Origin of the sequence: Salinispora sp. H7-4, assembly GCF_013416675.1 — a bacterium.
Lineage (GTDB): Bacteria > Actinomycetota > Actinomycetes > Mycobacteriales > Micromonosporaceae > Micromonospora > Micromonospora vitiensis.
Genome location: NZ_JABZED010000035.1, coordinates 23,429 through 43,795 on the forward strand (window position 1 = coordinate 23,429; position 20,367 = coordinate 43,795).

Consider the following 20,367-nt stretch of genomic DNA (forward strand, 5'->3'; position numbering starts at 1 on the left):
GGGCGTACTCCACGTGAGCCTGGTCATATCGCATGTCGTTAGCTAGGCTTATTAGTTAGGCTAACTATAGTGACGGAGCAGACGGTGACGGCGAAGAGCGTGCCACCGGCGCAGCTGGCGGTCCAGCTGCGGGATGCGATTACCCGACTCAACCGGCGGGTCCGCCAGGCCAGACCGGTTGGTGACCTGACGGTCACCCAGCTCTCCGCGCTCACCAGCCTCCGGCTGGCGGGCGCGCTGACGCCCCGGGAACTTGCCGACGTCGAACGGGTCCAACCGCCGACGATGACGAAGATCGTCGCGAAACTGGAGGAGCGCGGCCTCGTGCAGCGCACCCCCCACCCGACCGACGGCCGGCAGGTGATCCTCGCCGCGACGGAGGGGGGCGGAGCAGTGCTGGACCAGTTTGAGCGCGTTCGGGACCAGTGGCTGGCCCACCGGCTGGCCGAACTGAGTGCGGAGGAACGGGAGACGCTGCGCCAGGCAGCAGAGATTTTGCAACAGCTCACCCGTACCTGAAGCTCCCGCCTCGCCTGCGCCGTCACGGCAATGACGCGTACGCGAGGGAGGCGCACCAAGAGTGCAGAAGAAGCTGAGCACGATGTTCCAGTCTCTACAGGTCCGCAACTACCGGCTATTCGCCTCCGGGCAGCTGATCAAGCTGATCGGCGTCTGGATGATGTTCATCGCCCAGGACTGGCTCGTCCTCGAGCTCACCGACAACTCCGCCACCGCGCTCGGTATCGTCACGGCCCTCCAGTTCGCTCCCGTTCTGCTGCTCACGCTGATCTCCGGGCGCCTCGCCGACCGGTACGACAAGCGCGTCCTGCTCTTCGCCGCCAACCTGTTCTGGACCCTCCTCTCCCTGGCCATGAGCCTGTTGGTGATCACCGGTCGGGTGCAGCTCTGGCACGTCTTCGCCTTCGCTGCCCTCCTCGGCGTCGCCAACGCGGTGGAAACCCCGGTTCGGCAGGCATTCGTCTCCGAACTGGTCGGCACCCCGCTGCTGCCGAATGCCCTCTCCCTCAACGCGGCCACCTTCAACTCCGCGCGAATCGTCGGCCCCGCCCTCGCCGGCCTGGCCATCGCTGCCGTTGATGTGGGGCCGGTCTTCCTGGTCACCGCCCTCAGCTCGATCGCGCCGCTGGTGAACGTGATCCGGATGCGCCCCGCCGAGCTGCACCGCGAGGCGCTACCGCCGCGCGAGGAGCGGGCCTCGGCCCGGGTGGTGGACGGGCTGCGCTACGTCTGGGCCCGGCCGGACCTGCTGCTGCCGATGGTCCTGATCTCGGTCATCGCCACCTCACTCTTCAATTTCCAGCTCACCCTCGCGGCGCTGGCCAAGACCGTCTTCGACACCGGAGCCGCCTCGTTCGGTCTGTTCAGCAGCGCCCTCGCGGTAGGTGCCCTGGCCGGGGCCCTGGCCGGCACCGGGCGTCGCAGCCGCCCCTCGGTGTGGCTGGTGCTCTCCGCGGCCGTCGTCTGCGCCACCTTCGGCACCCTGGTCGGGCTGGCTCCCACGTACTGGCTGGTGGTGGCGCTGCTCCTGCCGACCGGCTTCTCCACGGTCTTCTTCGCCCAGGCCTGCAACCAGCGCATCCAACTGGGCACCGACGCCGCCTTCCGAGGCCGGGTCATGGCGCTGTGGGTGCTGGTCTTCCTGGGCACCAACCCGGTCGGTGCGCCGGTCATCGGGTGGCTCGCCGAGACGTACGGCGCCGGGGCCAGCATCTGGATGGGTGGGCTGGTCTCCCTCACCGCCGCGCTGCTCGCCCTGGCCTGGCAGCTGCGCCGCTCGGGAGCCCGGCTGCGGTTCCGGGTGCTGCCGATGCCCCGCTTCTACCTCACCGAGCGGGTGTGAGGCCCGCGCGGCGGAGCTTGACAAAACGGCTTATTGTGGCAAATCGGTGGCAGGACGATCGTAGTCGGCCTAGCGTCGGGGCGTGGAGGTGGGACGTGCGCTACTGGTACCCCTGATGGTCGCTGCCGTGGTGTGCCTGCCCATGGTGATCGCCCTGCTCATCTGCGCCGACGAACTCGTTGACCGATTCGCCGGTCGATGGGCGCGGTGGCGGAGCCGACAGCGGGAACGGCGGATAGTCGCTCGTCTGGACCGGGCGGTCGAGGCCGACGCGCTCACCCGGAACATTGATCTGAGCCGGTTGGACCGGCCGGATCGGCAGCCGCTGGAACAGCTCGCCACCGAGCTACGCCAACTCCGGGGTCATCAGGTCGGCCGGGGGCGGGCCACGGTCTGGCACGCAGCGACGCTCGCCAGCTACGACAATCGGCTTCGGCTGGCCTGCGCGGCCCTCGGAATCAGGCAGCACCTGGACGAACTGACCGGGGTGGACCGGGAGCTGGAGCGGGTACGGGTCGAAGGGCTGCTGCACCGGGCGGGCCTGACCTTGCCTGGTGCCCGGCCCGAGCACCGACAGCGCCACCGTTGAGGGGTAGCTGGGGAAGCGACCGGCGGCCGGCTTGAGACTCTTCGTCGCCGTATACCCGCCGCCAGCGGCGGTGGAGCACCTCCGTGCGCGGATCACCGAGCTGCAGGTCGGCCGGGCCGCCAGCGCCGGTGTCCGCCTCGTCGACCCGACCCAGGCGCACGTCACGCTCGCCTTCCTCGCAACGGTGGCAGCGGACCGGCTGGTGGCCGTGGAGCACTCGCTCGACCAGGCGGCGCGGTGGTCCCGCGACTCGTGGCCGGCCCCGCCGCGGCTACGCCTGGCCGGCGGCGGAACATTCGGGCAGGGCCGCTCCACCGTCATGTGGGTGGACCTGCGGGGTGAGGTGGTGGAGCTGCACCGGCTGGGTCGACTCGTCCGGTCCCGGTTGCGGGCCAACGACCTGCGCCACGACGAGAAGCCGTTGCGCCCGCACCTGACCGTGGCCCGGCCCGGCGACCGACTGACATCGGCCGAGGTCGCGGCCGATGTCGCGGCGCTACAGGCCTACGCGGGCCCCCGGTGGCCGGCGCGGGAACTGGTGCTGACGCGAAGCCAACCGGGGTCGCCCCCCAGCTATCACCGCCTGGCCGTCTGGCCGCTCTGAGTCAGGAGGACTCGCGGGCGGACGGTGCGCTGCCGAAGAGCACGTCGTCCCAGCTCGGTAGCCGCTTGCGCGGTTTGCTGCTGCTCTCGCCGGACTCGGTGCTGCCCGCCGTCGCGGGACCCGTGCGGCGCGGCCGGAGCACGGCCAGCGACGGAACAGCCGGCACCTCCTTCGGCGCGTCCGAGTCGTCGTCGAAGGCCGAACCCGGGCCGCCGCCGAGCAACGCCGCCGCGCCGCCAGCGACCGTCCGTGGCCGCGGTGCCTCCGGGCTGGCCGGGCTCCGGGAGTCGAGGCCACGGCCGGACGTGCCACCGAGCGGGCGGTCCAGGGTGGCGAGCAGGGCGTCCCGACCGGCGCGGATCGGATCGCGGCTTGGCCGCTTGGGCTCGGCCGGGCCCGGCAGGCCGTGCCCACCGCGGCCGGGCTCGGCCCGCGCCGGGCCGGGCAGCCCGTGGCCACCGCGCTCGGCGGTCGGTTCCTGCCCGAGGATCGGCATGGGACGCTCGGCGCAGAGGTACTGCGCCATGTCGTCGTGTGGCGTGACCGACTGCCGGGACTTCTCCAGCTCCCAGACGGCCTGCGCGGTGGCCTTGCCGGAGGGCCAGGTAGCGACGATCCGCCAGGTCCCGTCTTCGCGACGCCACGCATCCCACGAGATCTTCTCAGTGTCGATGCCGTGCTGGGACAGCCGACCGTTGACCACCTCGGCGAGGGGGGTCGGCTTCTCGGCCCCGCGCAGCCGGGTGCGCCGGGCGTGCTGGGCGAGCATGGCCCGCTCCTGGAGGACCGGGCCGGCGTAGCGCAACACCCGGTCAACGGGGACGCCCGCGATCCGGGCGACATCCTCGGCGGACTCGCCGGCCCGGATCCGGGCCTGGATGTCCCGTGGGGCCAGCGAGGGGGCCGGGTCGGTGCCCGGCGTGGCGGCCAGCGCCAGGGGCGCGGACCCGGGCTCGGCGTGCAGGGCGGTGGAGACGCGTGCGTCAAGGGGGAGCGCGAGAAGTCGCCCGACCTCGTCGGTGAGGACCAGTGCCTGGCCGTCCTCGGAGAGAGCGACGAAGCGTACAGGGCGCATGGTCTGCCTCCGTCCCGCCTTGCTGGCCCCGCGCCACAGGCGAGCCACCCGGGCGTTCGTACCACCGTACGCCCATCTGCCCGCAGGTGGGGGAACCGACACCCCGTGTTCCCGGCTGAGCTGCGATGATGATCACGGTGGGTGGCTGCCGGAAAGCGGCAGGTCACCCACCGTGACGGTAGCTCAGAGTCGTTCGACCACGTGGTCGATGGCGGCAGTCAAAGCCTCCACATCGGCTGGTTCAATCGCCGGGAAGAGGGCGATTCGTAGCTGGTTGCGACCGAGCTTGCGGTACGGCTCGGTGTCCACGATCCCATTCGCGCGCAACGCCTTCGCGACGGCGGTGGCGTCCACCTCGGCCACGAAGTCGACGGTGGCGACCACGTTGGAGCGTAGCGCCGGGTCGGTGACGAACGGCGTCGTCGCCGGGGAACGCTCTGCCCAGCCGTAGATGATGCCGGCGCTCTCCGCGGTGCGCTTGGCCGCCCAGGACAGGCCCCCCTGCGCGTTCATCCAGTCGGTCTGCTCCGCGGCGAGGAGAATGGTGGCCAGGGCCGGAGTGTTGTACGTCTGCTCCAGCCGCGAATTGTCGATCGCCGTGCCCAGGTCGAGGAAGGCCGGGATGTACCGGCCGCCGGCCTTGACCTCGGCCGCGCGCGCCAGCGCCGCCGGGGACATCAGGGCCAGCCACAGGCCACCGTCGGAACCGAAGCACTTCTGCGGGGCGAAGTAGTAGACGTCGGTCTCGCCGACGTTGACCTCCAAACCGCCGGCGCCGGAGGTGCCGTCCACCAACAGCAGCGCGCCCTCGTCCGCGCCGGGCACCCGGCGGATCGGGACCGCGACCCCGGTGGAGGTCTCGTTGTGCGGGGTGGCGTAGACGTCGACCCCGGCCTCCGCCACCAGGCTCGGGGCGCTACCGGCCGGCGACCGGTGAATGGTGGGTGCACCGAGGAACGGTGCGTCCTGCACCGACTTGGCGAACTTGGCGCCGAACTCGCCGAAGCTGGCGAACTGGGCCCGGTCCCGGATCAGGCCGAACGCGGCGACCTCCCAGAAGGCGGTGGTGCCGCCGTTGCCGAGGACGACCTCGTACCCCTCGGGCAGGGTGAAGAACTCAGCGATCCCCCGGCGAAGTCGGGCGACCTGGTCGCGGACCGTGCTCTTGCGGTGCGAGGTGCCGAGGTAGTCGCCCGCCGCCGCCGCGAGGGCGGAGACCGCCGCCGGACGAACCTTGGACGGGCCGCAGCCGAACCGCCCGTCGGCGGGTCTGAGGTCGTCGGGAATTCGGATGGTCGATGCGTCAGCCACGGTCTTGGAATCCTTCCGCAGGGCGAGGGAGAGGCCGGGGAGGTGCCGGTGCGGATCGATGGCGCGCGACGTGCGGCGCGCACGGCCGATCCTCCGACCGGCGGCGCTGCCAGTCCTCATCCTTACACCCATCGCCGCCCCGACGGCCGCGGGTCCCACCGGCGGGGCTGAGGCGTACGCCACAACCCTCGCCGGTGCGGTTGGTTCGGTTCGATGCCGGTCGGACGGCGGGTGGAACCTGGCCCCAGCCCGGGCGACGGTCAGACGCCGTGCGGGACCTGGTCCCAGCCCTCGACCTCGTGCGGCCGGCGGGGGCCCGGTCCGACGTAGCGGGCGGAGGGGCGGACGAGCCGCTGGAGCTTCTTCTGCTCCAGAATGTGTGCGCTCCAGCCACCCATCCGGGCGCAGGTGAACATCGAGGTGAACATGTGGGCGGGCACCTCGGCGAAGTCCAGCACGACCGCGGACCAGAACTCGACGTTGGTGGCGAGAACCCGGTCCGGCTTGCGACTGTGCAGCTCGGCCAGGGCGGCCTTCTCCAGGGCCTCGGCGACCTCGAAGCGGGGCGCCCCCAACTCCTTGGCGGTGCGGCGGAGTACCCGGGCTCGCGGGTCCTCGGCCCGGTAGACCCGGTGACCGAAGCCCATCAGCCGTTCGCCGCGATCGAGTACGCCCCGGACGTACCCCTCGGCGTCACCGCTGCGCTCCACCGCCTCGAGCATGTTCAGCACCCGGGAGGGCGCCCCGCCGTGCAGCGGCCCGGAGAGCGCACCGATGCCGGAGGAGATGCAGGCGGCGGCGTCGGCGCCGGTGGAGCCGACAATGCGGGCGGTGAAGGTGGAGGCGTTCAGGCCGTGCTCGGCGGCCGAGATGAAGTACGCGTCCACGGCCTTGACGTGCCGCGGGTCCGGCTCGCCCCGCCAGCGCTTCATGAAGCGCTCGACGATGGTGGAGGCCTTGTCGATCTCCTTCTGCGGCACGGCCGGCAGGCCCAGGCCCCGCGCGGACTGGGCGACGAAGGAGAGCGCGGTCACCGACACCCGGGCCAGGTCCTCGCGGGCCTGCTCGTCGGAGATGTCGAGCAGCTGGTGCAGACCCCAGTACGGGGCGAGCATCGCCACCGCGGACTGCACGTCCACCCGGATGTCACCGGAGTGCACCGGGACCGGGAACGGCTCGGCGGGCGGTAGACCCGGGCCGAACCGTCCATCCACCAACAGGGCCCAGACGTTGCCGAACGAGATCTGACCGATGAGATCTTCGATGTCCACGCCGCGATAGCGCAGCGAGCCACCCTCCCGGTCCGGTTCGGCGATCTCGGTCTCGAAGGCAATGACGCCCTCCAGCCCCGGTTTGAAGTCGGCCATGTCGTCTCCTGGATCTGGCTCGGTGCGCCCGGGACGGGCCCGCGTCGGGCCCATGCCTTAGGCGACCCTCAGGGATGTGTTCGTGACATCTTGCCTGCTGACCACGGGACTTTCGACCCATGACCGCTGTGCCTCACCCGACATCCCCGGACGGAACGGCCGTCGAGGAGTCGGTGACACTGGGTGTACGGGCAGGCTGTCAGCGACACGACGGGTCGGTCCGTCATCTGGGAGGGGAGTGGATGTGACAGGCGACACAGTGCCGCCGGCGAACCTACGTAACGAGTACGCCGCGGACCTGGGCCTGACCGAGACGAACCTGGCTGGTGACTGGTACACCCAGTTCGACCGCTGGTTCACCGAAGCGGTGGCCGCCGGTGTGCCCGAGCCGAATGCGATGGTGCTCGGCACCGCCGACGCGGCTGGCCGGCCGAGCGCCCGTACGGTGCTGTTGAAGGGGTATGGGTCGGACGGCTTCGTCCTGTTCACCAACTACGGGTCGCGCAAGGGCACCGAGCTGGCCGCCAGCCCGTACGCGAGTCTGGTCTTCCCCTGGTTCGTGCTGGAGCGCCAGGTGGTGGTGACCGGTCGGGTGGAGCGGCTCGACCGGGCCGAGACCGAGGCGTACTTCGCCAGCCGGCCGCGCGGCTCCCAGCTCGGGGCGTGGGCGAGTGAGCAGTCGCGGGTGCTCCCGGACCGGGCCGCGCTGGATGCCGCCTACCAGGCAGCAGCGGAGCGTTTCGTCGCCGGGGCGCCGATCCCGGCGCCGCCGCACTGGGGTGGCTTTCGGCTGCGCCCCGACGAGGTGGAGTTCTGGCAGGGGCAGGCGAGCCGGCTGCACGACCGGCTGCGGTTCCGCGCCACCGACGGGGGCGGCTGGGCCGTCGAGCGGCTGGCGCCGTGACCGAGGTGCGGGCGGCCCGGCGGCGAAGCGGCCGGTGGGCGATCGACCTGCGCCCGCTGGCGGTGCCGGCGTTCCGCCGGATGTGGCTCGGCAACGCCATGGCGATGTTCGGCTTCCAACTCACCTCGGTCGCCGTCCCGGTGGAGATGTACGCCCTGACCGGGGAGTCCTACTGGGTTGGCCTGCTCGGCCTCGCCGGCTTCGCGCCCCTGCTGCTCTTTGGGCTGTGGGGCGGAGCGGTGGCCGACGCGCGGGACCGGCGTCGGGTGCTGCTCGCCGGGTCGGCGCTGCTCTGGACCACGATGCTCGGCCTGCTGGCGCAGGCCTGGCTCGGCGTGGGCAGCCCCGTGTTGCTGCTGGCGCTGGTGGCCGTCCACTCGGCCGGCTTCGCGATCAGCGCGCCGGCGCGAACCGCGGCCCTGCCCCGACTGCTGCCACCGGGTTTGGTTCCGGCGGCCGCCACCCTCAACTACACCACCTTCACCGCGGCCGCGGTGGTCGGCCCGCTCGCCGCTGGGCTGATCTTCGCGGTTGCCGGCACCGAGGCTGGACTGCCGATCGCGTACGCGGCGGACGTGCTCCTGTTCACCGGGTTGGTGGTGGCCGCGCTGCGGCTGCCGGCGATGCCGCCGGAGCCGCTCGGCGATGGCGAGGTGCGGCGCGGTGGGTTGGCGGGGATCAGGGACGGACTCCGGTACCTGACCACCACGCCGGTGCTACTGCTGTCGTTCGCCATCGACCTGATCGCGATGGTGTTGGCGCTGCCGCGGGCGTTGTTTCCGGAGATTGCCGAGGAGCGGTTCGGTGGCGGGGCGGCGGTCGGCTGGCTCTTCAGCGCCATCGCGATCGGCGCCATGCTGGCCGGCCTCACCTCCGGCTGGATCAGCCGGCTGCACCGACAGGGGCTTGGGCTGGTCGTGGTGGTGGTCGGCTGGGGCCTGGCGGTTGCGGCGGCGGGGCTGGCCCAGCAGCTCTGGTTGATGGTCCTGTTACTCGCGGTGGCGGGCGCGGCCGACCTGGTCAGCGCGGTGCTACGCCAGTCGATGCTGCTGGTCTACGCGCCGGACCGGATGCGGGGCCGGCTTCAGGGGATGAACACGGTGGTCGTGGCCGGCGGGCCGCGCCTCGGTGACCTGCGGGCCGGTGCGATGGCGGGTGGTTTCGGCAGCGGTGTCGCCTGGGTTGGTGGTGGTCTGCTCTCGGCGGTACTCGCGCTCGGGCTGGCGGTGGCCTTCCCGGCCCTGATCCGCTACCGGAGGGCGGTTGTCGCCGGTGAGTAGCGGGTCTGACCGGTGCTGTCGCCAGCGAGCAGCGGATCTGACCGGTTAGGGTCCGGGGATGGACTTCCCCGGGCAGTGGGCCCCGTCGGGGGCACAGTGGACCATCGCGGCCGCCGGCCACGAGGCGGTGATCGTCGAGGTCGGTGGCGGAATTCGGACCTTCCGATCCGGCGGGGTGGAGCACCTGGACGGGTACAGCTCAGCCGAGTTGTGCCCGGACTCCGCCGGCCAGGTGCTCGCCCCCTGGCCGAACCGGCTCCGGGACGGTAGCTATCACTTCGCGGGCCGCGACCTCCAGCTGGCGATCAGCGATCCGGAGCACGACGCGGCCTTCCACGGGCTGGTCAACTGGGTGCCCTGGCAGTTGTTGGAGCGATCGGCCGACGCGGTGACGCTCGGCTGTGAGCTGGCGGCCACCCCCGGCTACCCCTGGTCGCTGCGGCTGCGGAGTCGGTGGGCTGTCGGCCCGGACGGGCTGCGGGCCGAGCATGAGGTGACCAACAGCGGCGGCGAGGCGGCGCCCTTCGGCTTCGCGGTGCACCCGTACCTGCGGGTGCCGGGCGGCGGCTCGGTTGACGATGTCCTGCTGCGGTTGCCGGCGCGGAGCCGGCTGCAGGTGGACGGGCGGCTACTCCCGATCGCCCAGTCCTCGGTCGTCGGTACCGAGTACGACTGGACCGTGTCGCGTCGGATCGGCCGGGCGGTGCTCGACGACACCTTCGGTGACGTGGTGCGGGACGGCGCCGGCGGTTCGGTGGTGGAGCTGGCCGCCCCGGACGGCGGGACCCGGGTCCGGGTCTGGGCGGACCGGCGATTTGGCTGGTGGCAGGTCTTTACCGGGGACACCCGCTCCGGGCCGCGGCGTCGACGTTCGGTGGCGCTGGAGCCGATGACCTGCCCGCCGGACGCGTTCCGCTCCGGCCGGGATCTGCTGACGTTGCGGCCGGGCGACACCTGGCGCGGCGTCTGGGGCATCCGGCCGGCGTAGTCGAGGAGGCGTGATGGAGTTCGTTGAGGTGGTGCGGCGGCGTCGGATGGTCCGCAACTACGATCCCGATCGGCCGGTACCGCCGGAGGTGGTGGACCGGCTGTTGGCGCACGCGATCCGGGCGCCGTCGGCGGGCTTCTCCCAGGGGTGGGGTTTCCTGGTGCTGGAGGCCGCCGAGGATCGGGATCGGTTCTGGGCGGCGACCACGCCGGGCACGGGCGGCCGGGAACGCTGGCTGGCCGGAATGCGTCAGGCTCCGTTGATCATCGTGCCGCACGCCAACCGGTCGGCGTACCTGGACCGGTACGCGGAGCCGGACAAGGGGTGGGCGGACCGGTCAGCGGAGCGTTGGTCGATGCCCTACTGGTACATCGACACCGGCTTCGCCGCTTTGTTGATGCTGCTCACCGCCGTTGATGAGGGGCTGGGGGCGTGCTTTTTCGGTATCCCGCCGCAGCGGCTGGCGGACTATCGGGCGGCTTTCGGGGTGCCGTTGGAGTATGAGCCGGTTGGCGCGGTCACCGTCGGCTACCGTGCGGTGGATCAACGATCCTCGTCGCTGCGCCGCGGGCGCCGCCCGGTGGAGGAGGTGGTCCGACGTGGGCGGTGGAGTTAGTCCGAAAAACGCTGTCTATCCAGTTGGTAAAGCGATCTGTCAGGGCGAAACTGTCATAAAGCGGTAGAACGTGGCGTGACTTGGCCGGTTAGGCTGACACGGTCATTGGCGCCGCTGCTCGCGGCGTCGCGTGCAGCGGTGCCAGGTCGGGGGCGGCCGGTCGCGGGGAGGGGAGCTAACCGTCGTGATCTTCAGAGCGGTCCGGGATGGGCGTCCGTACCCCGAGCACAGCCTGACGCTCAAGCAGTGGGCCGAGATCCCTCCGCGTCCGTTGCGCCTGGATCAGTTGATCACCACGAAGCGTGAGTTGGCGCTGGACAAACTCCTCGCCGAGGATTCGACCTTCTATGGCGACCTGTTTCCGCACGTGGTGCAGTGGGACGGCGGGCTCTACCTGGAGGACGGGCTGCACCGGGCCCTGCGAGCCGCGCTGCAGCAGCGCAACCAGATCCATGCCCGGGTGTTCGCCTTTTCCGCGACGGTCGACTGAAGCGGCGCGGGCTGAGCCTTCGTTAAGGTGCCTCCATGAGCCCTCTCGATTTGCTGGACGTCGATTCGTCACTGAGTGCCGAGGAGCGGCAGATTCGCGCCGTCGTCCGCCAGCTGGTGGACGATCAGGTGCGGCCGTACGTCGCCGGCTGGTATGAGGAGGGCCGCGTGCCCGCCCGCGAGCTGGCCCGGGAGTTCGGCAAGCTGGGCCTGCTCGGCATGCACCTGACCGGGTACGGCTGCGCCGGCTCCTCCGCCGTCGCCTACGGTCTGGCCTGCCTCGAATTGGAGGCGGGCGACTCGGGCATCCGCTCCCTGGTCTCGGTGCAGGGGGCGCTGGCGATGTACGCCATCTGGCGCTACGGCAGCGCGGAGCAGAAGCAGCGTTGGCTGCCCACGATGGCTGCCGGGGAGGCGATCGGCTGCTTCGCACTGACCGAGCCGGACCACGGATCCGACCCGGCGTCGATGGCCACCCGGGCCCGCCGCGACGGCGACGACTGGGTGCTGCACGGCACCAAGATGTGGATCACCAATGCGACGATCGCGGATGTCGCGGTGATCTGGGCCCGTACCGACGAGGGGATCCGCGGCTTCGTCGTGCCGACCCGGACGTCCGGGGTGACGGTGCGCGAGATCCGGCGCAAGATGTCGCTGCGCGCATCGGTAACCGGGGAGATCTCCCTGGACGACGTGCGGCTGCCGGCGTCAGCCCGCCTGCCCGAGGCCGTCGGGCTGAAGGCGCCCCTGGGTTGCCTCACCGAGGCGCGGCACGGGATCGTCTGGGGAGCGCTCGGCGCGGCCCGGGACTGTCTGGAGACGGCGCTGGAGTACGCGGGCAACCGTACCCAGTTCGGCCGCCCGCTGGCCGGGTTCCAGCTCACCCAGGCGAAGCTCGCCGACATGGCGGTGGAGTGGAGCAAGGGCTACCTGCTGGCGTTGCAGCTCGGTCGCCTCGCCGACGCCGACCGGCTCCGCCCCGACCAGGTCAGCGTTGGCAAGCTCAACAACGTTCGGGAGGCGCTGGCGATCGCCCGGCAGTGCCGCACGATCTTGGGGGCCAACGGCGTCTCCGGTGCGTACCCGGTGCTGCGGCACGCCAACAACCTGGAGAGCGTGCTCACCTATGAGGGCACCTCGGAGATCCACCAGCTGGTGATCGGGCAGCGGCTGACTGGCGTGTCCGCTTTCGCCTGATCGCTCCCGGCGCGGGTCCGGCCCCGGTGCGGGCTGTGGTATCGGGTGGAGATCGGGGTCGGGGCGGGTAGGCTGGCCGGCCGGCCCGACATTTCCGGGCACCCCGGAAGGCCCGCCGTGCCGGCGGTCATCCCGGGCCGGTGATCCGCGCGGTGGGTAGGACGGCGAGGAAGTGCAGCCATGATCAGCATATTCGATCTCTTCAGTGTCGGTATCGGGCCGTCCAGCTCGCACACCGTCGGGCCGATGCGTGCCGCCCGGACGTTCGTCGGCGGCCTCAAGGCGGACGGGCTGCTCAGCGAGACGGTACGGATCCGCGCCGAGCTGTTCGGTTCGTTGGGGGCGACCGGCCGCGGCCACGGCAGTGATCGGGCGGTCCTGCTCGGGCTCGCCGGTGCGGAGCCGGAGACGGTCGACACCGACGCCGTCGAGGGCTGGATCGACCGGGTCCGGGCCGAGCAGCGGATCTCGTTGCTCGCCGCACACGAGATCGACTTTGATTCGGCTCGGGACCTGGTGCTGCACCGCCGCCGGTCGCTGCCGTACCACCCGAACGGGATGACCTTCGCCGCCTACGACCTGACCGGGGCCGAGCTCCGGGCCCGTACCTACTACTCGGTCGGGGGTGGGTTCGTCGTGGACGAGGCGGCGGCGGGGGCGGACCGGATCACCTCGGACACCACCCCGGTGCGCTACCCCTTCTCGACCGGTGCGCAGCTGCTGGCCGTGACCCGGGAGACCGGACTGTCGATCAGCGAGGTGATGCTCGCCAACGAGCTGTCCTGGCGTAGCGAGCGGGAGGTGCGCGCCGGGCTGCTGGAGATCTGGCGGGTGATGCGGGAGTGCGTGGCACGCGGCTGCGAACGCGACGGTGTACTCCCCGGCCGGTTGCGGGTCCGGCGGCGGGCCGCCGAGCTGTACCGCGGCCTGATGATGGACGCGGACCCGATGCGGTCAACGGCGGGCCGGGGTGCGGTGGATCCGCTGCGCGCGATGGACTGGGTGACCCTCTTCGCCCTCGCGGTAAACGAGGAGAACGCCGGCGGTGGCCGGGTGGTGACCGCACCGACCAACGGCGCGGCCGGCATCATTCCGGCGGTCCTGCACTACTACGACCGGTTCGGGCCGGGTGCCACCGCGGACGGCGTGGTGCGGTTCCTGCTCGCGGCCGGTGCGATCGGTGTGCTGTTCAAGGAGAACGCCTCCATCTCCGGCGCCGAGGTGGGTTGCCAGGGCGAGGTGGGTTCGGCCTGCTCGATGGCGGCGGCCGGGCTGGCCGAGGCGCTGGGGGGCAGTCCGGAGCAGGTGGAGAACGCCGCCGAGATCGGCATGGAGCACAACCTGGGGCTGACCTGTGACCCGGTCGGCGGCCTCGTGCAGATCCCCTGCATCGAACGGAACGCGGTGGCTAGCATCAAGGCGATCACGGCTGCCCGGCTCGCGTTGCGGGGCGACGGCGTGCACCACGTCTCACTCGACAAGGTGATCAAGACGATGCGGGAGACCGGGGCGGACATGAAGGTCAAATACAAGGAGACGGCACGGGGCGGCCTCGCCGTCAACGTGATCGAGTGCTGAGTGCCACCGGCCCGCCGGGCGGGGGTGTGGCGCGGACCGGGCAGGAGGCGACGCGGTGGCCGCTGGCGTCGGGACGCTCTGGTCGAACCGGGGCGCGCTGCGCATCCTCGTTCGGCGGGACCTCGCGGTCAAGTACCAGCAGTCCGCGTTGGGCTATCTCTGGTCCCTGATCGAACCGTTGGGCTTCGGCGCTATCTACTGGTTCGTCTTCGGTGTGCTGTACGAGCGGGACACCGATCGGTATCTGGGTGAGGCGGCTGACTCGTACCCGTTGTTCCTGTTCACCGGGATCTTCGCCTGGATGTGGGCCAACTCGGCGCTGGGCGAGGCTACCAACGCGCTGACCGGCCAGGCGAGGTTGATCACCACGATGAACCTTCCCCGCCAGTTCTTCCCGATCGGGCGGGTCGCCGGGCGGGTCGCCGAGTATCTGGCCGGCCTGCCCCTCCTGGTGGCGGCCGCGGCGGCGTACGCGGTGGCGGGGCGGATCCACCCGGGCTGGTCGGTGCTCGCCCTCCCGCTGGCGATCGCCCTCCAGGGCGTTCTGCTGGTCGGCCTGGCGCTGCTGCTCTCCGCGGCCAACGTGCTGATGCGCGATGTCGAGCGGATCATGCGGTTGGTCGTCCGGGTACTCTTCTACGCCACGCCGATCATCTACCCTTTCGGCCTGGTTCGGGATTCCAGCCTGCCCGACTGGCTTAAGGTCGGGTACGAACTGAACCCCCTGGTCGGGATCTTCCAACTGCACCACGCGGTCTGGTACCCCGACGAGTTCCCCGACGCCCGGCTACTCGGTACCACGATCGCCGGCTGTCTGGTGGTACTCGTCATTGGTTGGTGGACGTTCCGTCGCCTCGAACCGGCGGTCCTCAAGGAGCTGTGAGATGGCCGATCCGATCATCGAAGCAGCGGGGCTCGGCATTCGCTTCGTCCGGAACCGCCGTCGGCAACTGCGGCTGCGGGACCTCGCCCTGCACCGGGGGCGGCGCGGTGGTCGTACCGATGGTCGGTTCTGGCCGCTACGGGATCTCTCCTTCTCGATCGAGGCCGGCGACACGGTCGGCGTGATCGGCCGCAACGGCACCGGCAAGAGCACCCTGCTGCGGCTCATCGCCGGCGTGCTGATCCCCGACGAGGGTTGGATCACCGCGCGCGGCGCGGTCGCCCCGCTGCTGGAGCTCTCCGCCGGGTTCTCCGCCGACCTGACCGGTCGGGAGAACCTCTACCTGGTCGGTGGCCTACACGGCCTCTCACCGAGCTACCTGCGGCGCCGGGTGGACGAGATCGTGTCGTTCGCGGGCAGGCAGGTGGAGCAGGCCCTCGACACGTCGGTGCGACATTACTCGTCCGGTATGAAAGTTCGGCTCGGATTTGCGATCATTTCGCACCTGCCGCACCCCATTTTGTTGATGGACGAGGTGACCGCGGTTGGGGACGCCGAATTCCGCCAGCGGTGCTATGCGACGATCGATCGTCTGCTCGGAGAGGGGCGCACCCTGGTGCTGGTATCACATAACGAACAGGACCTGACCCGATTCTGCCGGCGCGGCTTCTACCTCGACGCCGGCCGAATGATGGTGGACGGGACGATGGCCGAGGCACTGGCCGCGTACCACGGGGCGGTGGCCCGGTGACGCTCGCGCTTGTGTTGACCACGGACGGGTCACCGGACCTCGCCGACCGCCTGGCCGGACAGTGCCACCACGCGGGGATCGACGAGGTACGGCTGGTGAGTGACCTGGTCACCCTGGCCGACCTGGCGGAGGCGGCAACCGGTCCGGTCCTCGTCACCGGCGCTGATCTGGTCGCGCACACGGCCGTCCTGCGGCACCTCGCCACCAGCCCGGCGGAGCCGACGGTGGCGCTGGTGCTCGCCGGTCCGCCGGTGCCCGGTCGGACGGTGGTTCGGGAGGATCGGGGGCAGGTCGTCGCCGCTGGAGCGCCGGCGGCCCTGGACGGCGAGGCCACCGGGGTGTTCGGCGGTGCGCTGCGGGTCGATCCGGCCCACCTGCCGGTCCTGGTTGCCGCCGCGCGCGCGACCGCCGCCGAGGTCGTACCGGTGGGAGCCGCTGCGGTCCGCGGTGTCGTGGACGACGGGCCCGCCATTGACCGGCTCTTCACCAACCTGGTGACCCGCGACGTGGTGACCTTCGCCCACCGGGTACGGCTACTCGTCGCACACCGGGTCGCCGCTGCCGACGACCCGGCCGCTGCCGACGACCGGGCCGCCGCCGAGGCGGCCGTCGCCGCCGTTGATCCGGACCGGGCCGAGCTGCGGCTGGCGGTGAAGGAGCGAGACGACTTCTTCACCACTTTCTTTGTCAGTACCTGGTCGCCGTACGTGACGAAGGTGGCGGCCCGGCTCCGGCTGAGCCCCACCACCGTCACGATGATCTCGGTGGCGTTCGCGGTGGCGGCGGCGCTGCTGTTCGGCGCCGGCGGGCGGCCCGCGTTGGTCGCCGGTGCGGTGCTGCTCTATCTGGGTTTCGTGCTGGACTGCGTGGATGGGCAACTCGCCCGCTACACCCGTAACTTCAGTGCCTGGGGTGGGTGGCTCGACACCATGGCCGACCGGGCCAAGGAGTTCATCGTCTACGCCGGCCTCGGCTACGGCGCCACCCAGGCCGGATTCCGCTACGGGTGGGCCCTGGCGATCGCCGCGATGGCCGTGCAGACCGTCCGCCACATGAGCGACACCTGGTACGGCGCGATGCACGACGAGGCAGCCCGCCGGCCGCAGGCGACCTCGGGGGGTGGGTTCGGTGCCCGGCTCAGTGCCGCCTCGAACCGGGTGCAGGCCGACGTTGGTTCGGTGACCTACTGGCTGAAGCGGACGGTGGTCTTCCCGATCGGTGAGCGATGGGCGTTGATCGCCCTGGCGGCGGCCCTGTTTGACCAGCGGGTCGCCCTGTTCGCGGTGCTGACCGGGATGGTGCTGGCGCTTGGGTACACCGCGGCGCTGCGGCTGCTGCGGGCCCGCTCGATGCAGGTCGGAGTATTGGAGCTGGTGGATACCAGCCTGCATCGCGATGACGGACCGCTGGCCCGCGCCTTGCCGACGCTGCGCCGGCCGGGCCCGCTGGGGCTGGCGGTGTCGGCGGTGCTGGCGTCGGCGGTGCTGCTCGGGCTCGCGCTCTTCGGCCCGGATTCCCTCCCACGGTGGACGGCGTTGGTGGGGCTCGGTGGGCTGCTGCTGGCTGCCGCGGGGGCGCGGGCCGGGCACGGCGGGGCGCTGGACTGGCTGGTGCCGGCGGCGCTACGCGCGGCGGAGTATCTCTTCGCGATCGCGGTCGGGGTGCTCGGGGGCGTCCCCGCCGGGTTGGTCTTCGGGTACGTCTTCGTGCTGACCCTGCACCACTATGACCTGACCGCGCGGCTGGAGAAGCGGAAGCTGGCCCCGCCGTTGCACGATGCCACGCTGGGTTGGGAAGGGCGGTCAGTGGTGCTGACGCTCTCCGCGATCACCGGAATTGCTGCTGTCGGCATGGCTACACTCGGTATATACCTTTTAGTGGTCTTCGTGGGGAGCGTGGCCCTCGCCTGGGTGATCCGGCCGGCCCGCGCCGTACGGGCGGTGGGATCGACAGGTGTTGTTGGCGGTCGCCCACCGGGTTAGGGGGCCGGGTGGCACTGATCAGCTTCGTGGTCCCGGCCTACCGGGTGCAGGGCTACCTGCGCGAATGCCTGGACTCGATCCTCGGGCAGCCGGTGGCCGGGATCGAGGTGATCGGTGTCGATGACTGTTCACCGGACAGCAGCGGCGAGATCCTGGCCGAGTACGCGGCCCGCGACCAACGGGTACGGACGATCGCGTTGCCGGCGAATGGGGGACTTGGCCCAGCCCGCAACGCCGGCCTGGAGCAGGCCGGCGGGGAGTACGTGTGGTTCGTCGACGGCGACGACTGGTTGGCCCCGGAGTGCCTCGTCGAGGTGGCCGAGCGGCTGCGCGCCACCACACCGGACGTCCTCGTCGTCGACCACGTACGGGCCTGGTGGAACGGGGACAGCACCCAGAGCGGGATGCGCGAGGTCTTTCCGTCCTCGCCCGGGTCGGCGACGTTCCGGCTGCGTGAGCGACCGGAGCTGATCCGCCTGCTGCACACCGCGTGGAACAAGGTGCTGCGCCGCGATTTCCTGCTCGAGCACGGGCTGCGCTTCGCCCCCGGCTGGTACGAGGATGTCTCGTTCACCTACCCGCTGCTCCTCCGCGCCCAGCGGATCGGGGTGCTGGACCGGGTCTGCGTGAACTACCGGCAGCGCCGGGCCGGTGCGATCACCCGAACCCGGGGGAACCGGCACTTCGAGGTCTTCGGACAGTGGCACCGGGTGTTCGCACTCCTGGACGAGGTGGATGCGGGCGAAGACGACCTCCGCCCGGCCCTCTTCGAACGGATGATCTGGCACTACCTGGCCGTGCTCGGCACCGGGGAGCGGATCCCGGCGGACCTGCGGCCCGCCTTCTTCGTCCGGATCGCCGCCGACCATGCCCGCTGGCGGCCGGCGCAGGGCCAGCCGGTCCCGCCCGGGGTCGAAGGGCTGAAGCACCGCCTGGTCGCCACCGGCCGGTGGCGGACGTACAACGCGCTGCGCGGTGCCGCTCGGATCCGGGGTATCGCCGCCCACACCACCCGACGGGCCCGGCGCGGGGCCGTGCCGCTCCTCCGGCGGGTTCGGGACGCCGGGTTGCGCGAGTACTACCGGGCCGAGTTGCTGCGGCCGGTTGACCCGCGGCTGGCGGTGTACGCCGCCTACTGGTACCGCGGGTACGCCTGCAATCCGGCGGCCATCTATGAGGCTGCCCGGCGACTCGCCCCGCACGTGCGGGGGGTGTGGATCGTGCGGCGGGACCGGGTGGATTCGCTGCCGGCGGGCGTGGACTACGTGGTCTCCGGCACCCCCGCGGGCTACCGGGCGTTGGCGCAGGCCCGCTGGTTGGTCAACAACGTCAACTTTCCCAACTTCGTCCGGAAACGACCTGGCACCGTGCATGTGCAGACCCATCACGGCACGCCGGTCAAGGTGATGGGCCTGGACCAGCAGCGCTACCCGGTCGGTGCGCTGATGGACTTCGCGGGGCTGCTGCACCGGGTGGACCGGTGGGACTACAGCATCACCTCGAACAGCTTCTCCACCCAGATGTGGGAGCGGGCCTACCCGGCCGCGTACACCACGCTGGAGGTGGGGTATCCGCGCAACGACCGGCTGGCCACCGCCACCACCGAGGAGGTGCTGCGGATCCGGGCCGAGCTGGGCCTGGGGGTCGGCGAGCAGGTGGTTCTCTACGTGCCGACGCACCGGGAGCACCTGCCGGGGTACCGGCCACCGTTCGACCCGGACCGCTTCCTCGCCGCGTTGGGGCCCGCCGGTCGGTTGCTGGTGCGCAGTCACTACTTCGACGATCGAGCCGGCACGGCTCCGGATTCGGCCTATCCGGACCGACTGCGCGACGTGAGCGACCATGCCCGGGTGGAGGACCTCTATCTCGCCGCCGACGTGCTGGTCACCGACTACTCGTCAGCGATGTTCGACTACGCCGTCCTGGATCGGCCGATCGTCGTGTACGCACCGGACTGGGCGGCGTACCGGCTGACCCGCGGCGTCTACCTGGATGTGCTCGCCGATCCGCCGGGGGCGGTGGCGACGGACTTCGCCGGTCTGCTCGACCTCTTCCGCTCCGGCGCGCTGCGGGCTCCGTCGGCGGAGGCGGCGCGGCGTCGGTTCCGGGACCGGTTCTGCCGGCTCGACGACGGCCACGCCGCGGAACGGGTGGTCCGGCGGATCTTCGGCGTGGATGCCGCCGGAGCCAGCCCGGCCAGCTAGCGTCCCGCCGGGCCGGACGTGCTCCCCAGCGTTGCGCGGTACGGGCCCGCCGGGGCGGCGGTCCTGCGGCGAAGATTGAACGCGGCGAGCGAAACGCCGGCCAGCGTGGTTCGCGACCCGGGTCGCGCTGGCGGTGCCTTGTCGCCCCGGTTACCGGCCGGTAACGTGTCCGGGCATGAGCATCGATGCGAGCCAGGTGGCCGCCAGCATGCTGGCGGCCGTGCCCTTCGCCCGTACGCTGGGCTTCGAATTCGTCGAGGTGGTCCCCGAAGCCGACGGCGCGATCCACGCGGTGGTCCGGCTGCCCGACACGCCGGCCACCCACAACCATGTCGGTGGGCCGCACGCCGGCGCCATGTTCACCCTCGGCGAGACGGCCTCCGGTGCGGTCGTGGTGGCCGCGTTCGCGTCGGTGCTCGACCGGGCGACGCCGCTCGCCGTCAGCGCCGAGATCGCATACCGGAAGCTCGCCATGGGGGCGGTGCGGGCGACCGCGCGGCTCGATCGGCCGGTCGCCGACGTGGTCGCGGAGCTGGACGCCGGAGAGCGACCCGAGTTCCGGGTCGGCGTGGAGATCGCCACCGAGGAGGGCAAGCCCACCGGGGAGATGACCATCGTCTGGACGCTTCGTCCGCACTGATCGGCGCGTTGAGCGCCGAAACGGTTTGCGCCACGACCAGGCTGGATA

At 71.3% G+C, this 20,367-nt stretch carries 19 protein-coding genes; 16 read left to right on the forward strand and 3 right to left on the reverse strand.

The window, feature by feature from the left end:
• Window positions 1-69: 69 nt before the first annotated feature.
• The 4 genes from H0524_RS15610 to thpR all read left to right on the forward strand — a co-directional run bounded on the left by H0524_RS15610 (window position 70) and on the right by thpR (window position 3,054).
• Window positions 70-519 (forward strand): MarR family winged helix-turn-helix transcriptional regulator, encoded by a 450-nt coding sequence (locus tag H0524_RS15610; protein WP_018726958.1) that lies wholly within the window; start codon window positions 70-72, stop codon window positions 517-519.
• Window positions 520-580: 61 nt separating this feature from the next.
• Window positions 581-1,861 (forward strand): MFS transporter, encoded by a 1,281-nt coding sequence (locus H0524_RS15615; protein ID WP_018726959.1) that lies wholly within the window; start codon window positions 581-583, stop codon window positions 1,859-1,861.
• An 82-nt stretch (window positions 1,862-1,943) separates the two neighbouring features.
• On the forward strand, window positions 1,944-2,450 hold the full coding sequence (locus H0524_RS15620) for a hypothetical protein (protein WP_180199297.1): 507 nt from the start codon (window positions 1,944-1,946) through the stop codon (window positions 2,448-2,450).
• Between the two features lie 31 nt (window positions 2,451-2,481).
• Window positions 2,482-3,054, forward strand: coding sequence for an RNA 2',3'-cyclic phosphodiesterase (gene thpR, locus H0524_RS15625; protein WP_180199298.1), 573 nt, complete (start codon window positions 2,482-2,484; stop codon window positions 3,052-3,054).
• 1 nt (window position 3,055) lies between these two features.
• On the opposite strand, the gene sepH is transcribed toward thpR, so the two are convergent.
• The 3 genes from sepH to H0524_RS15640 form a co-directional block, all read right to left on the reverse strand.
• Window positions 3,056-4,129 (reverse strand): septation protein SepH, encoded by a 1,074-nt coding sequence (sepH, locus tag H0524_RS15630; protein ID WP_180199299.1) that lies wholly within the window; start codon window positions 4,127-4,129, stop codon window positions 3,056-3,058.
• 183 nt (window positions 4,130-4,312) lie between these two features.
• Window positions 4,313-5,440, reverse strand: a complete 1,128-nt coding sequence (gene serC / locus H0524_RS15635; RefSeq protein WP_180199300.1) for a phosphoserine transaminase — start codon at window positions 5,438-5,440, stop codon at window positions 4,313-4,315.
• A gap of 260 nt (window positions 5,441-5,700) precedes the next feature.
• Window positions 5,701-6,807 (reverse strand): citrate synthase 2, encoded by a 1,107-nt coding sequence (locus H0524_RS15640; protein WP_018218255.1) that lies wholly within the window; start codon window positions 6,805-6,807, stop codon window positions 5,701-5,703.
• Window positions 6,808-7,045: 238 nt separating this feature from the next.
• Here H0524_RS15640 and pdxH point away from each other — a divergent pair, with 238 nt between their 5' ends.
• The 12 genes from pdxH to H0524_RS15700 all read left to right on the forward strand — a co-directional run bounded on the left by pdxH (window position 7,046) and on the right by H0524_RS15700 (window position 20,319).
• Window positions 7,046-7,711, forward strand: a complete 666-nt coding sequence (pdxH, locus tag H0524_RS15645) for a pyridoxamine 5'-phosphate oxidase (protein WP_180199301.1) — start codon at window positions 7,046-7,048, stop codon at window positions 7,709-7,711.
• Window positions 7,708-8,991, forward strand: a complete 1,284-nt coding sequence (locus tag H0524_RS15650) for an MFS transporter (RefSeq protein ID WP_180199302.1) — start codon at window positions 7,708-7,710, stop codon at window positions 8,989-8,991. Before pdxH ends, H0524_RS15650 begins: the two co-directional genes overlap by 4 nt.
• A gap of 58 nt (window positions 8,992-9,049) precedes the next feature.
• On the forward strand, window positions 9,050-9,979 hold the full coding sequence (locus H0524_RS15655) for an aldose 1-epimerase family protein (RefSeq protein WP_180199303.1): 930 nt from the start codon (window positions 9,050-9,052) through the stop codon (window positions 9,977-9,979).
• A gap of 13 nt (window positions 9,980-9,992) precedes the next feature.
• Window positions 9,993-10,595: a nitroreductase family protein gene (locus H0524_RS15660; protein ID WP_018218258.1), complete on the forward strand. Its 603-nt coding sequence runs from the start codon at window positions 9,993-9,995 to the stop codon at window positions 10,593-10,595.
• 184 nt (window positions 10,596-10,779) lie between these two features.
• Window positions 10,780-11,085 carry a type II toxin-antitoxin system VapB family antitoxin gene (locus tag H0524_RS15665; protein WP_018218259.1) on the forward strand — a complete coding sequence of 102 codons (306 nt, stop codon included), beginning with the start codon at window positions 10,780-10,782 and terminating at the stop codon, window positions 11,083-11,085.
• A gap of 35 nt (window positions 11,086-11,120) precedes the next feature.
• Entirely contained in the window at window positions 11,121-12,281 is a 1,161-nt protein-coding gene (locus tag H0524_RS15670; protein ID WP_180199304.1) for an acyl-CoA dehydrogenase family protein, read from the forward strand.
• A gap of 180 nt (window positions 12,282-12,461) precedes the next feature.
• Complete coding sequence (locus tag H0524_RS15675) at window positions 12,462-13,859, forward strand: L-serine ammonia-lyase (protein ID WP_180199305.1); 1,398 nt, start codon at window positions 12,462-12,464, stop codon at window positions 13,857-13,859.
• 55 nt (window positions 13,860-13,914) lie between these two features.
• Entirely contained in the window at window positions 13,915-14,742 is an 828-nt protein-coding gene (locus H0524_RS15680; protein ID WP_018726970.1) for an ABC transporter permease, read from the forward strand.
• 1 nt (window position 14,743) lies between these two features.
• Complete coding sequence (locus tag H0524_RS15685) at window positions 14,744-15,493, forward strand: ABC transporter ATP-binding protein (RefSeq protein ID WP_018726971.1); 750 nt, start codon at window positions 14,744-14,746, stop codon at window positions 15,491-15,493.
• Window positions 15,490-17,475 carry a DUF5941 domain-containing protein gene (locus H0524_RS15690; RefSeq protein ID WP_180199306.1) on the forward strand — a complete coding sequence of 662 codons (1,986 nt, stop codon included), beginning with the start codon at window positions 15,490-15,492 and terminating at the stop codon, window positions 17,473-17,475. The genes H0524_RS15685 and H0524_RS15690 overlap by 4 nt, the downstream gene beginning before the upstream one ends.
• A gap of 8 nt (window positions 17,476-17,483) precedes the next feature.
• A complete protein-coding gene (locus tag H0524_RS15695) occupies window positions 17,484-19,679 on the forward strand; it encodes a bifunctional glycosyltransferase/CDP-glycerol:glycerophosphate glycerophosphotransferase (protein WP_180199307.1) in 2,196 nt (731 codons plus the stop codon).
• A gap of 175 nt (window positions 19,680-19,854) precedes the next feature.
• Window positions 19,855-20,319: a DUF4442 domain-containing protein gene (locus tag H0524_RS15700; RefSeq protein ID WP_180199308.1), complete on the forward strand. Its 465-nt coding sequence runs from the start codon at window positions 19,855-19,857 to the stop codon at window positions 20,317-20,319.
• Window positions 20,320-20,367: the final 48 nt, after the last annotated feature.